The sequence below is a fragment of the Lactobacillus sp. B3795 genome, from assembly GCF_026535805.1.
In the GTDB taxonomy this organism is placed as follows: domain Bacteria; phylum Bacillota; class Bacilli; order Lactobacillales; family Lactobacillaceae; genus Apilactobacillus; species Apilactobacillus kunkeei_C.
Genome location: NZ_JAFNPE010000006.1, coordinates 147923 through 161442 on the forward strand (window position 1 = coordinate 147923; position 13520 = coordinate 161442).

At 38.2% G+C, this 13520-nt stretch carries 13 protein-coding genes; 1 reads left to right on the top strand and 12 read right to left on the bottom strand.

The genetic code is table 11. The features are described from left to right. Positions 1 to 19: 19 nt before the first annotated feature. On the bottom strand, positions 20 to 1981 hold the full coding sequence (locus tag J3U50_RS04025) for a sodium:proton antiporter (RefSeq protein WP_301945616.1): 1962 nt from the start codon (positions 1979 to 1981) through the stop codon (positions 20 to 22). 11 nt (positions 1982 to 1992) lie between these two features. After that, positions 1993 to 2868, bottom strand: coding sequence for a UDP-N-acetylmuramate dehydrogenase (gene murB / locus J3U50_RS04030; protein WP_301945617.1), 876 nt, complete (start codon positions 2866 to 2868; stop codon positions 1993 to 1995). Between the two features lie 171 nt (positions 2869 to 3039). Here murB and J3U50_RS04035 point away from each other — a divergent pair, with 171 nt between their 5' ends. Continuing rightward, positions 3040 to 3576, top strand: coding sequence for a 3'-5' exonuclease (locus J3U50_RS04035; RefSeq protein ID WP_054607982.1), 537 nt, complete (start codon positions 3040 to 3042; stop codon positions 3574 to 3576). Between the two features lie 16 nt (positions 3577 to 3592). Here J3U50_RS04035 and J3U50_RS04040 read toward each other — a convergent pair whose 3' ends face one another. From J3U50_RS04040 to tpiA, 10 genes are all read right to left on the bottom strand, one after another. Then, positions 3593 to 4093: a GNAT family N-acetyltransferase gene (locus tag J3U50_RS04040; protein ID WP_301945618.1), complete on the bottom strand. Its 501-nt coding sequence runs from the start codon at positions 4091 to 4093 to the stop codon at positions 3593 to 3595. A 2-nt stretch (positions 4094 to 4095) separates the two neighbouring features. Beyond that, a complete protein-coding gene (gene tsaE, locus J3U50_RS04045; RefSeq protein ID WP_053791570.1) occupies positions 4096 to 4572 on the bottom strand; it encodes a tRNA (adenosine(37)-N6)-threonylcarbamoyltransferase complex ATPase subunit type 1 TsaE in 477 nt (158 codons plus the stop codon). A gap of 19 nt (positions 4573 to 4591) precedes the next feature. Next, on the bottom strand, positions 4592 to 5557 hold the full coding sequence (pta, locus tag J3U50_RS04050) for a phosphate acetyltransferase (RefSeq protein ID WP_301945619.1): 966 nt from the start codon (positions 5555 to 5557) through the stop codon (positions 4592 to 4594). A gap of 11 nt (positions 5558 to 5568) precedes the next feature. Further along, entirely contained in the window at positions 5569 to 6258 is a 690-nt protein-coding gene (locus J3U50_RS04055) for a uracil-DNA glycosylase (RefSeq protein ID WP_041152548.1), read from the bottom strand. An 81-nt stretch (positions 6259 to 6339) separates the two neighbouring features. After that, complete coding sequence (smpB, locus tag J3U50_RS04060; protein WP_041152547.1) at positions 6340 to 6813, bottom strand: SsrA-binding protein SmpB; 474 nt, start codon at positions 6811 to 6813, stop codon at positions 6340 to 6342. A gap of 21 nt (positions 6814 to 6834) precedes the next feature. Continuing rightward, entirely contained in the window at positions 6835 to 9186 is a 2352-nt protein-coding gene (rnr, locus tag J3U50_RS04065; RefSeq protein ID WP_301945620.1) for a ribonuclease R, read from the bottom strand. 150 nt (positions 9187 to 9336) lie between these two features. Beyond that, on the bottom strand, positions 9337 to 9576 hold the full coding sequence (gene secG, locus J3U50_RS04070) for a preprotein translocase subunit SecG (protein WP_034531960.1): 240 nt from the start codon (positions 9574 to 9576) through the stop codon (positions 9337 to 9339). Positions 9577 to 9676: 100 nt separating this feature from the next. Then, entirely contained in the window at positions 9677 to 11203 is a 1527-nt protein-coding gene (locus J3U50_RS04075; RefSeq protein ID WP_301945621.1) for a ClC family H(+)/Cl(-) exchange transporter, read from the bottom strand. Between the two features lie 103 nt (positions 11204 to 11306). Beyond that, positions 11307 to 12626, bottom strand: coding sequence for a phosphopyruvate hydratase (eno, locus tag J3U50_RS04080; RefSeq protein WP_034531957.1), 1320 nt, complete (start codon positions 12624 to 12626; stop codon positions 11307 to 11309). Between the two features lie 98 nt (positions 12627 to 12724). Next, positions 12725 to 13486: a triose-phosphate isomerase gene (tpiA, locus tag J3U50_RS04085; protein ID WP_301945622.1), complete on the bottom strand. Its 762-nt coding sequence runs from the start codon at positions 13484 to 13486 to the stop codon at positions 12725 to 12727. Between the last annotated feature and the right edge of the window lie 34 nt (positions 13487 to 13520).

Consider the following 13520-nt stretch of genomic DNA (forward strand, 5'->3'; position numbering starts at 1 on the left):
TTTATTGGCTGTCTTTTTTTTAGTCTGTGCTTAATTCGTTATTTTCAACGTAGTTAACTTCTTGTCTTAATTTAGAAGCAAGTTTTAAGCTAATCTTATCGTTGATCAATAATTCTTGAATTCCTTTACGGTAAGCTTCTAGTTCGCGTTCCTTAGCGATACGGTAGTACTTTTCGTAATCCAATGAACGAGTTCTTAAAGCTAAACTAAGGTTGGTGTATTCATCCACAATGGAATTAATTACTTTTGAATCACCATGTTCTTTTAGCTTTTGAACGGTATAGTCATTAACCATAATCAAAGCTTTTTGAATCTTTAGTTTTTGTTCCTTGTCAGAACGTTGTTTGAATAGCCATAACTTGGTTGTTTGAACGGCTGACATGAATTCTAGTTTTAAGTTGAAATCATTAAATGCAACTAGGTTCTTCAATTCACGATGGTTAATTTGATAGTTAATCGCATTGGCTTCCTTGCTAGTAACAATCTTGTCTGCGACTAATTTCTTAACCGCTTGGTGTTCATATTCAACAGCCAATGAACGAATACTCTTTTCTAACTCATCTGGTTTGATTGAAGATAGTTGTCTAATCATCAATTCACATTGATCGATTAAAATATTGCAAATGTGTTTATCAGGACGGTCCATTTGTTTGATGTCATCAATCACGTAGTTTAGAACGTAGATACGCGCCTTTTCTTCACTCCAATGGTTATCATTGTTGTAAGAAACGACCGGATCGTTTTTAGAAATTAATGGCAACACAATTACCGCAGCTAGTAGACTTAAAACGATGACGATTGATGCGATGAATAGTACCAATTCACGATCAGGGAATGCCTCGTTTTGCACGGTAATCAATGGAATCGAAAGAATCCCGGCCATAGTAATGGCACCACGAACACCTGAGAACCCAACAATGTTTGCAGTTCTGATATCGATTGGTCCAACCTTCTTAGTGGTAATTAGGTTGTGACAGATTTCGTATAGAATAATCCACACAATTCGAATGATTAGAATAATCAACCATGTTACAACGGCGTAACCAATTGATTGGAATGTATTAAACTTCATGTCGTTAATAACGGCTTCCATCGCAAATGGTAGTTCAATTCCTAGAATCAAGAACACGATTCCGTTTAGTAGGTAAACGATAATGTTCCAAGCTTGTTCACTAATTAGTTGTAACTCAGCTGATGATGATTGAGTGGATGTGTTATTCACATGGTACACAATTCCGGCTGTTACAACCGCAATTACCCCTGAAGCGTGGAAAACATTTTCAGATAACATGTAGATCACGAATGGTGAAACAATTTGTAGAACTACGTTAAATACTAAGTTCGTTAAACCGTTCTTGTATAACCATTTACGTACCAATGAGATAACTAGCATTGTAACTACCCCAATGATGGCACCAACAATACTGATGTAGAAGAAGTCCCCTACGGCATTTTTTAATGAAAAGGCACCATAAACAGTTGCGGCAATGGCATACTTAAAACCAATCAAACCACTGGCATCATTGATTAAACTTTCCCCGTTTACCAAGTGCAAAATGTTCTTTGGCAAGCGCACCTTTTTGGCGATTGATTCAACGGCAATTGGATCAGTTGGTGATAAAATTGCAGCTAATGAGAATGCCACTGGAAGTGGCATTGATGGAATTAATTTATAAATTAACAAACCACCAAAGAACATAGTGATAAATACTAAGATGATTGCGTTTGCGAAGATGGGCCATCTCAATTCCCAAAGTTCATCCTTGGGAAAACGACGCCCGTCGTTAAATAGCAACGGTGCAATGAATAATAGTAAAAACCAGTCTGTACTTAGGTTAATGCTGAAGTTACCAATCAAAGCTAATCCACATCCGAAAACGACCTGGATTAAACTAACCGGAATGGCCTTAACATAGTGATTAATAATTGTTGATAGAAGCAGTAGTAACGTTAAAAATAAAATAATTTCAATAAGCTGCATGGATTATCCCCCTATTTGTCTTGTCCGATAATTCTTACTTCCGTTTCTAGATGTACTTTGTTTTTAGCGTAAACAGTTTCTTGCACATGCTTGATTACGTCTAAGTAATCGGTAGCAGTGGCGTTATCAATGTTCACAATGAACCCAGCATGTTTCTTAGATACTTGGGCACCCCCTGATTGGTATCCTTGAAGACCGGCATCGTGAATTAACTTACCAGCAAAGTAACCCTCTGGTCTCTTGAATACACTTCCACAAGATGGTAGATCAAGTGGTTGTTTTGATTCACGTAATGCATTTAAACGATCCATTTCTGCTTGGATTTCATCTTTATCCCCAGTGGATAACTTAAATGTTGCTTCCAAAACGATGTCGTCTTGGTCTTGCACAGCGCTATGTCTGTAACCAAAATCTAATTCACTATTTGATAGTGTCTTGATTTCATTTTCTGGTGTTAAAACAGTGACTGATTCAATCACTTCGGCGGTTTCGCCACCGTATGCACCAGCATTCATGAAGACTGCTCCTCCGATACTACCCGGAATTCCGGCAGCAAATTCCATCCCAGTTAAACCGTGTTGTTGGGCAACAATGGTAGTATCGATGTATCTAGCACCCGCTTGAGCAATTACTAAATCATCGTGAGATGTAATTTCATTCATCTCAGTTAAGATGATGACTAATCCCCTAATTCCACCATCCTTGATGATTAAATTACTGGCATTTCCTAAAATGGTGATTGGTAGATCATCACGTTTTGCCATTGATAGTAATTCTCTGACTTCGTCTGTATTTTTAGGAAAGGCAACCAAGTCAGCAGGCCCACCAGTTTCTGTGAATGTATATTTTGATAATGGTTCATTTTTTAAAAGCTTAATTTTTTCCATTTTAATCATTTTCCTTAATTATCATAATTTATATGGTTTTAACGGAGATAAGTTACTTATTCTTACTATTTAATCCGATTAAACCGTTTACTACATTTTTAATTTTACCACGATATCACATAGTAAGACCATGTTATAATGTTGAAAGAATAAAACGAAAGGACGTTATTAATGAACTTCGTTGCAATTGATTTTGAAACTGCCAATAATCAACGAGCTAGTGCCTGTTCATTAGCATTAACCGTTGTCCGCGATAACAAGGTTGTTGATGAATTCTATACTCTAATTAATCCTGAAACCGACTTTAATTATCGAAACGTCGATATTCATGGTATCCACGAAAGCGATGTTGCTGACGCGCCTACCTTCCCTGAAATCTGGCCGGTAATCAAGCAATTTTTTACCAAGGATCAATTAGTAATTGCCCACAACAACTCATTTGATAATAGTGTATTGGCACGTACCTTAATGCGTTATGGACTAACCGTTCCAATTTATAAAACATTAGATACGGTTAAGACTTGTAAGTATCTTTTCCCAGAGTTTAAGAATCACAAGCTAAATACGGTTTGTGCGAACTTAGGAATCAGACTTCACCATCATCATAATGCGTTAGATGATAGCTTAGCTTGCGCTAATATTTTAATTTATCAACAAGAACACTTTGATGATGACGTGATCAAGTCATTCATCAAGGTAAAAAAATAAGCATCCAACTGGGTGCTTATTTTTTTAGGTTATATTGCATTTCTTGTGTGGATAATACACTTCCAAGTGCATTAATTACCCTTTTCTTTACGACGGTAAATCCACTTTTTGCGTATAAGTGAATTGCGTGTTCGTTGGTCTTTTTCACAACCAGTGCCAATGTGGATAAGTTACTGTCATAGGTTGCCCAATCAATTACAAAATCCATTAACTGGCCACCAATTCCTTGGTGACTATATTGATTTAAGACGGCAATGCCAAGCTCACCGATTCCGGAATCTTGTAGTTCTTGGACCTGAATCATCCCTACCGGTTGATCATCCAAAAATGCTAAACCAATGATAAAACTACGGGTTTGATTATCCAGCATTATTTGTTGAGCTTGATCATCAACGGATAAATTCCCAATATTTGGATCAATCGTGTATTGGTCTGATTCTTGTTTTAATTGTGCAATCAATTCGATTAACTTATCTGCATCGTCTGGTTGTGCACAACGCACCTCTAAATTACACATCGCTATTTTTCCACCTGTGGAAAAATTTGCTTAACGATGTCTTCAAAGCGTTTGCCGCTTGGTTCAAATGAAATGGTTCTAAAGTCTTCACCCTTTTCATCATCACGACGGAAAACAATCTTCAAGTAATCGTCAGGTAGTTCATCGGCAATGAATTCGGACCATTCGATAACGTTAACACCGTCACCGTTGAAGTATTCTTCTAGTCCTAGTTCATCCCCGCTACCATCGTCTAAACGATAGATATCCATGTGGTAAAGTGGCAATCTGCCACCTTGATACTCACGGATAATGGTAAATGTCGGACTCTTGATATTACGTTTAATACCCAAGCCCTTAGCTAATCCCTTGGTGAAAGTTGTCTTACCCGCACCTAGGTCACCATCCAACAAGATGACGTCTTTAGCCTTTAATAATGGTGCCAATTGTTCACCATATTGTTTTGTTTCATCAGGTGATTCTACGTTAACTTTAACCAAGAATCATCCCTCCTTTTGCTTATAGAGATTGGATTGCGTTAATGATTGCAACGTTGTAAACATCTTCTGCGATACATCCACGTGAAAGATCTGAAACTGGTTTTGCCAAACCTTGTAGTAGTGGACCAAATGCTTCAAAGCCACCTAGACGTTGAGCAATCTTGTAACCAATGTTTCCTGATTGTAGTTCAGGGAATACGAAAACGTTAGCTTGTCCAGCAACTTCTGAACCAGGTGCTTTCTTGTTAGCAACTTCTGGTACTAGTGCGGCATCAAATTGTAGTTCACCATCTGAAGGAACGTCTAGTTCGTCTTTGGCCATTGCAGCTGCTTCTTGCACCTTGGTTACCATGTCACCCTTAGCTGATCCCTTAGTTGAGAAACTTAGAAAGGCAACCTTTGGATCGATGTTGAATTGTTTAGCAGTGATAACACTTTGCTTAGCTACTTCAACCATGCCTTTAGCATCTAGTTCGATGTTAATAGCACAGTCGGCAAAGATGTATCTAGTGTCACCCTTTTGCATCAAGAATGAACCTGAGATACGACGCATGCCTTCTTGGGTCTTGATGATTTGAAGAGCAGGTCTAACAGTATCACCGGTAGCATGAGCTGCACCTGATACCATTCCGTCAGCCTTGTCCATGTAAACTAACATAGTACCGAAGTAGTTAGCATCCTTTAGCCATTCAGCTAATTGTTCACGGGTGTTCTTACCGTTACGACGTTCTTCTAATGCATCTAGCATTTCTTCGAAGTCTTTTTCTGGGTAGTTGTTAATGTCGACAATTTCAACGTTTGATAGGTTGAAGTCACCGGCGTTTTGTTTGATTTCTGCTGGGTCACCTAATAGTACTGGGTGGATTAGGTTTTCGTCAGCTAAACGACTAGCTGCTTCGATAATTCTAATGTCGTCGCCTTCTGGGAAAACGATTTTCTTGTTTAAACCACTAATCTTTTCTTTTAATTCATCTAGTAAACTCATATTTCTTCCTCCTAATGGATTGTAACGTGTTCTGGTAGTTGCCAATCAATTGGCTTTTCGCCCAATGATTCTAGGGCAATATTAGTCTTTGAAAATGGTTTGGATCCGAAGAAACCACGGTGTGCTGACAATGGACTTGGATGAGCTGATTCAATCACAATATTGGTCTTGGTATTAATCAACTTCACCTTGTCTCTAGCCGCTCTCCCCCAAAGGATAAATACGACTGGTTCAGGACGTTGTGATAACTTTTCAATTGCAGTATCGGTTAATTTCTCCCATCCCTTTGATTTGTGGGAAAATGCAATTCCATCTCTTACGGTCAATACTGAGTTCAATAATAGAACACCTTGTTTGGCCCACTTTTCAAGGTAGCCATGATTAACCGGTTTGATGCCTAAATCACTTTCTAATTCCTTGTAAATATTTCGAAGCGAAGGTGGCACCTTCACTCCTGGTAGGACTGAGAAACTCAAACCATGTGCTTGATTGGGTTCATGGTATGGATCTTGGCCTAAAATAACTACTTTTACTTTTGAGAATGGTGTCCATTCAAATGCTTCATAGATTTGATTAGCGTTTGGATGGATTTCATGATTTTCATATTCTTCAACTAAAAATTTGCGTAAATCTTGGTAATACTCTTTTTCAAATTCTGGCTTTAATACATCCCACCAGTCATTGTGAATAAAAGGTTTCATTTATAACACCTCTATATATAATTTTATCATATATACAATAAATTCACATCGCAAAAAAGCGCCCCATTCCGGGACGCTTTTTTAGTAGTGTTTTAATACACGTGAGATTTCACGTTCTTGATCACGTTTCTTCATTGTTTCACGTTTATCGTATTCATGCTTACCTTCGGCAACACCAATCAAGACCTTAGCAAAACCTTTCTTAAGGTACATCTTCAAGGGAACGATTGTAACTCCCTTTTTGTCTGTTTCCTTTGCTAGTCGCTTGATTTCTTGCTTGTGTAAAAGCAACTTACGATTTCTAAGTGGATCATGATTAAACTGATTACCTTGTTCATATTCACTAATGTGAACATTCATCAATGTAGCTTGGCCATCTCTAATTTGGGCGAACCCATCCTTTAGATTGACACGACTTGCACGAACGGACTTGATTTCAGTCCCGGTCAATGCAATCCCTGCTTCATAAGTTTGTAAAACGCGGTAATCATGACGAGCTTTGCGATTTTGCGCAACCAAGTTATCGTCTTTATTAGTTGGTTTCTTCTTAACCATTATCAATCACCTCTCAACCAATTAATGTTTTGAATTGGAATGATTACGACCATTACGGTTGTTGTTTCTTGAATGGCGGTTATTGTTGTTTCTACCAAACTTACCACTCTTGTTGTCGTTTCTTCTGTTATTGTTACGACGACCACCGTTGTTTCTTCCACCACGACCGTGAGCACCATTACTGTGACTTTCAGGTTTTAGTTTAGACATTGGTGTGTCTTCTGGATTAACAATATCAAAGTCCACAGCACTTTGGTCAACGTCGACGTTAACCACCTTAACACGAACTGGTTGACCAATTCTGTAGGTACGGTGAGTATTTCTACCAACAAGTGCTAGGTACTTTTCAATGTATTCATAGTAGTCATCTTTCATACGACTAATGTGAACTAATCCTTCAACAGTATTTTCAAGTTCGATAAACATACCAAACTTAAGCACTGAACTAACAGTTGCATCGAATTCTTCTCCGATGTGGTCTGCCATGTATTCAGCCTTCTTCATTGCATCAGTATCACGTTCTGCATCGATTGAGCGACGTTCTGCCTTTGATGAATGATCTGAAATTTCTTCAAGTAATCCGGCGTATTTGGCCTTTGATTCCTTATTGATACCGTTATCTTCGTAGTGGTGAATTAAACGGTGAACAGTTGTATCTGGGTATCTTCTGATTGGAGAAGTGAAATGAGTGTAGAATTCAGCACCTAGACCAAAGTGACCAAGTGGTTGGTCAGTATATCTAGCTTGCTTCAAACTTCTAAGCATCATAACTGATACGGCAGGTTCTTCTGGCTTACCAGCAACCTTCTTCAATACGTTTTGTAATACCTTTGGCTTCAAGTGATCTGGATCACCCTTAACTTCTACACCGAATGCAGTTAAGAATTCGAAGAAGTTCTTCACACGTTCTCCATCTGGTGTTTCGTGAACACGGTAGATGAATGGTGCGTGTGCTTTACAGTAATGTTCAGCAACAGTTTCGTTGGCAGCTAACATGAATGATTCGATCATTCTTTCAGCAGTACCACGCACTCTTAGCTTAATGTCGATTGGGTGACCAGTTTCATCAACGATGATTTCTGATTCGTTATCATCGAAGTCAATGGCACCACGACGGCGACGTTGTTTGTATAGAATCTTGTGTAGTTCGCCCATTTCTTCAAACATAGGAACTAAGTCTTTGTAACGTTCCATAGTGTTTTCATCATGTGCTTCTAGGATGTCATTTACAGCCTTGTAAGTCATTCGAGCCTTAGATCTCATCACACTTGGGTGAATACGATGGTCAACAACGTTTCCGGCTGGGTTGATTTCCATATCACAACTCATACATAGACGAAGTTCACCTTCGTTCAATGAACAAATTCCGTTTGATAATCTTCTTGGAAGCATTGGGATAACTCTGTCAGTTAAGTAAACAGAAGTACCACGCTTGTATGCTTCTTCGTCTAGAAGACTACCTGGTTTTACGTAATGAGAAACATCGGCGATGTGAACACCTAAGTGGTAGTTACCATTTGGTAATTTCCATACAGTAACGGCGTCATCCAAGTCCTTTGATGATTCCCCATCAATAGTAACTAGTGTTTGATCAGTAATGTCTTCTCGACCTTGCTTTTCTTCTTCACTAATTTCTTCTGGAATCGCATCTGCTTCTTGCAATACGTCTTCTGGGAATTGAGCTGGAATATCGTGAGCGTAGACGATTTGTAGGATGTCGATTCCTGGGTCATCAACGCTTCCGATTACTTCCTTAGCGATACCAACCATGTAGTCTGGGTGGTCAGCATTTGGGTATTCAGTAATTTCGGCAGTAATTACTTCACCTGGTGTAGGTTTTAGACCAACACCTGTAACGTAAAACTTGTAGTTAATAAGCTTCTTTTCTTTTAGCTTAACTTGACCAACGTAGCCATGATCGTCGTCAGTACGGGTGAATTCACCAACTACTTGTTCGTAGTTTCTTTCAACGATGTTTACAACCTTACCTTCTGGACCTTTACCAGAGTTTTGGTCGGCACGTCTTACAATTTCAATTTGAACAGTATCACCGTTCATTGCTTGTAGTGTGTTGTCAGGTGCGATGAATGCATCTTCTAGGTTTTCGTCATAGTTAACAAATCCGAACCCCTTTGGATTTGCATGAAAAGTTCCTTCGATTGTTTCACCTTGCACGTTTAACTTAAAATTGCCTGTTTCAGTAACCATAACTGTCTTTTCACGTTCTAGAACAGCTAATGATTGGACAATTAGTTTAAATGCATTTGCACCATGGTATCCTAATTCATCGGCTAGTTCTTCTACTGAAAATTCGCGATTTGGGAACTTTTGAAGAACAGCATGAATTTCTTGTTTTAAACTATTATCTTCCACGATTTACTCCTTAAGTTTTAAATTTTCGATCTTAAATCAAATTCGATAACTCATATCTAGTATTCTAACATTTTTATACCGTCTATCCTAAACGGTTTTTTCGGTTTCACATAAAAAAAGCTCCTGTAAAAATTACAGGAGTCTTATCAACTAGTGTGATGATAACCAAACTAATCCTAATGCTGATGCAAAGAAAATAATCAATAATACAACTGTTACTTTTTGCATAAAGGCTTCAAAACCACGTGGCTTAGAGTTGGCAAACAAATCATCAGCACCACCGGTTAAAGAAGACATTGCATCGTTGTTAGTCTTTGCTGGTTGCATCAAGACAGCGATGATAATTAATACACTGTCAATCCAAATTATATTCATTAAGAAATTATACAATTCGTTGCCTCCTACCTAAAATACATAGGTTTCATCTTTAACTTTATCTTTACTGTTTAGTTTATCATAATACTTTCTAACATGCCAATTAATCAAAATTTTAATTATCTAATGTTAGTTTTTCCACATGTGTATATACATAACCACGGTTATCGTAGTTTGTGGATATTTCAATGTTATCCCCAGCCTTTAGGATTGTATCTCCATCGGGGATAATGTATTGTTCATTTCGTTTGATGGAACTAATCAAACAACCATCTGGCCAATTGATTGATTTAACAGCCTTACCATCCATATCTGATCCCAATTGAACTGAGAAATATAGGTTGGTTAGTTGTCCACTTGTTGACAACTTTTGCGGGCTCAACATCTTTTGCAACATTTCATTGTAGATTGGACTACCACCTAATAAGTCGGTAACTTCGTATGCCACCAATGTGACAAAGGCTAATGACATTAGGTTTTGCAATGATCCAACCATTTCGGTAATCAATAAGATGGCGGTAAATGGTGCTTTTCCGACACAGGCGAAAAATCCACTCATTGAAATGATGATGAAGTTAACAAAATAACTTTGTGGTAATACGCCTAATTGAATCAAAACCTCTGAATAAATCGCCCCTATCAATGCTCCTAATGAAAGCATTGGTAGGAAGATGCCACCAGGTAAGCCGGTTGAATATGATAGTATCGACATTACGAAACGAATCAACAAGAACCATAGCAATACCGTAATCGTTGGTGCAACCTTGGCAATCATTAATACCATTGTGCTTCCCCCACCTACGATTGTGGGTAAGTACATTTCAAACGGAATGACTAGGATAAATGGGATTAATACCCAGACAATGTTGGGCACCCAATCTAACTTAGCGTACCAGTCGTTTACGTGAAGTGTCGCATACTCATAAATTAATCCACCGATTCCAATTACGATTCCCAATCCGATTAAGTATGGGTAGATATGTAGCGGAATCACGTGTGAATAACTCATGTGTAATACCGGCACTTTCCCAAAGACCGCAGTTGAAACAAAGTTCGCACTAATTGCGGCTGAAAGTGAAGTTAACCAGACCGATGTTGAAAAGTTATGATAGATTTCTTCTAGCACAAACAACGTACTGGCGATTGGAGCGTTAAAAGCAGCGGATAACCCCGCGGCTGCCCCACCAGAGATAATCGTTTTACGTGCTTGTTTTGTTTGTTTAAAGGTATCTGCTAGTCCTTGAGCAGTAGCAGCACCCAATTGAATGGAAGGCCCTTCACGGCCTAAAAATAGCCCACTGGAAATGGCAAGCACCCCACCAATGAACTTCTTGCTTAATACAGAGAACCATGAATAATCTAGTTCACCGTTTAATTGACCTTCGACCTGTGGAATCCCGGATCCCTTGATGTTTTTATCTCGTTTTACTAAGTAATATACGAAAAATGCGATTAGCAAATTCAAGATGATTAACGTAATCAGTACGAATATATTAGTTCGCGCTAGCTTCGCTAGTTTTAAAAATTGATCCGATAGTCCTTCAATCGATATTCGAAATAGACTAACCACCATTCCGACTGCCAGTCCAATTAATAAACCGTACAGCACTGATTTAAATCGTCTTAAATTATCACTTTGCAATATGTTCGCCTTCTTTTTATTGGTATATCAATCATACCATATAATTTTATGTACAAAAAAAGCATTGAAATAATTCAATGCTTTTTTTAGTAACAGTTAGTTATTATTTGTTAATAACGTTGTTACGAGCTTCTTCAGTTAGGTTGTAGAATGAGTTAATACCCTTGTATTCTGCAACTGAAGCTAATTGATCTTCAATTCTCATTAGTTGGTTGTACTTAGCGATACGTTCGCCACGACTCATTGAACCAGTCTTAATTTGACCAGCGTTTAGAGCAACAACTAAGTCAGAAATTGTAGTATCTTCAGTTTCACCTGAACGGTGTGAGATGATAGCTGTGTAGTTAGCTTCTTTAGCCATTTCAACAGCGTTTACAGTTTCTGTTAAAGTACCAATTTGGTTTAGCTTGATAAGGATTGCGTTAGCAACACCCATCTTAATACCCTTTTGTAGGTAATCAGTGTTAGTTACGAATAAATCGTCACCAACGATTTGAACTTTCTTACCTAGACGTTCAGTAGCCATTTGCCAATCTGCCCATTCGTTTTCATCCAATGGATCTTCGATTGAGATAATTGGGTACTTGTCAACTAATTGTTCTAGTAATGTAACAAATTCATCAGCAGAGTATGACTTACCATCACCTACTAAGTTGTACTTCTTAGTTTCTGCATCGTAGAATTCTGAAGCAGCACAGTCAAAGGCGATTGAAACGTCTTTACCTGGCTTGTAACCAGCACGTTGGATAGCTTCTACTAAGATTTCGAATGGTTCTTCGTTGTTCTTCAAGTCAGGAGCAAAACCACCTTCGTCACCTACGGCAGTTGAGTAACCCTTTTCGTTCAAGATAGCTTTTAGGTTGTGGAAAGTTTCTGAACCCATACGAACGGCTTCTTTAACAGTTTCCGCACCAACAGGCATGATCATGAATTCTTGGAAGTCAACTTTGTTGTTGGCATGCTTACCACCATTGATAACGTTCATCATTGGTGTTGGTAATACGTGTCCATTGAAACCACCTAAGTAGTTGTATAAAGGAACACCTAGTTCGTCAGCAGCAGCACGTGCAGCGGCTAATGAAACACCTAAAATAGCGTTGGCACCTAACTTACCTTTGTTAGGAGTACCATCTAATTTAATCATAGCTTCATCAATAGCAACTTGATCAGTTACATCGTAACCTACGATTTCCTTAGCGATAATGTTATTAACGTTGTTAACAGCCTTAGTAACACCTTTACCCATGAAACGGTTTTTATCACCGTCACGTAATTCAACGGCTTCGTGTTCACCAGTAGATGCACCTGAAGGAACGATACCGCGTCCCATTGCACCTGCTTCAGTATATAGTTCTACTTCAACTGTAGGATTTCCACGAGAATCTAGTACTTCTCGAGCATAAATATCTGAAATAATTGACATTTTATTCTCTCCTTAATGAAAGTTGTTACCTCGGAATCAAGGCTATCTTCATTTTATTATTTTACAGACCAAGTTTCAATAAAAAACTGTTCAATCTGTTAATTATTTTGGTAATTGACAATTTTGATGAATTCTTTGGCCTTTAAACTACTCTTTCCAGGTAAGACTCCATCAACATCATCTTGACTCATAATTTCTGAAACATTTTTGGCGTTAACGCTTCCCCCGTAAACGATTCGGATTTGGTTTGCGATGTCATCACCATATAAATCTTTTAATGTTTCACGAATTAGAAAACATGCTTCTTGAATTTCAGCACCACTGGCTGACTTTCCAGTACCGATTGCCCAACTTGGTTCATAACCAATGACAACGTTTTTAGCATCGTCTTCTGAAATTCCCTTTAATGCTTCAATGACTGGATTTACCACCCAGTTCATTTCATCGTATGTCTTTCTCTTAGCCATTGTTTCGTCACAACAAATAATTGGCACCATGTTGTTAGCTAAAACGGCCTTAACCTTTTTGTTAATCATCTTATTGGTTTCGTCAAAGTATTTGCGACGTTCTGAATGACCTAACATGACGTAATTAACACCCATATCGGCAAGTGCCATCGGACTTACTTCACCGGTATATGCACCTGAATCTTTATAGAAACAGTTTTGAGCGGCAGCTTTTAGATTTGTTTCTTCTTTACAAAATCTAGTTAATACATCCATGTAAATTGATGATGCAGCAATTGCGCATTCAACGTCTTTAGGATCTGGTAGGTTTCCTTTGACTGCATCTAAGAATTCTTCAACTTCATGTAATGTTAAATTCATTTTCCAATTTCCAACGATAAAAGGAGTTCTCATTTTTTACCTCCTATTCTTTTAAACAGATTATTAA

What these genes read in the sequence shown, in the direction of transcription:
- J3U50_RS04025 (WP_301945616.1), bottom strand. Translation starts at nt 1,981, where the DNA reads ATGCAGCTTATTGAAATTATTTTATTTTTAACGTTACTACTGCTTCTA.
- murB (WP_301945617.1), bottom strand. Translation starts at nt 2,868, where the DNA reads ATGGAAAAAATTAAGCTTTTAAAAAATGAACCATTATCAAAATATACA.
- J3U50_RS04035 (WP_054607982.1), top strand. Translation starts at nt 3,040, where the DNA reads ATGAACTTCGTTGCAATTGATTTTGAAACTGCCAATAATCAACGAGCT.
- J3U50_RS04040 (WP_301945618.1), bottom strand. Translation starts at nt 4,093, where the DNA reads ATGTGTAATTTAGAGGTGCGTTGTGCACAACCAGACGATGCAGATAAG.
- pta (WP_301945619.1), bottom strand. Translation starts at nt 5,557, where the DNA reads ATGAGTTTACTAGATGAATTAAAAGAAAAGATTAGTGGTTTAAACAAG.
- J3U50_RS04055 (WP_041152548.1), bottom strand. Translation starts at nt 6,258, where the DNA reads ATGAAACCTTTTATTCACAATGACTGGTGGGATGTATTAAAGCCAGAA.
- smpB (WP_041152547.1), bottom strand. Translation starts at nt 6,813, where the DNA reads ATGGTTAAGAAGAAACCAACTAATAAAGACGATAACTTGGTTGCGCAA.
- eno (WP_034531957.1), bottom strand. Translation starts at nt 12,626, where the DNA reads ATGTCAATTATTTCAGATATTTATGCTCGAGAAGTACTAGATTCTCGT.
- tpiA (WP_301945622.1), bottom strand. Translation starts at nt 13,486, where the DNA reads ATGAGAACTCCTTTTATCGTTGGAAATTGGAAAATGAATTTAACATTA.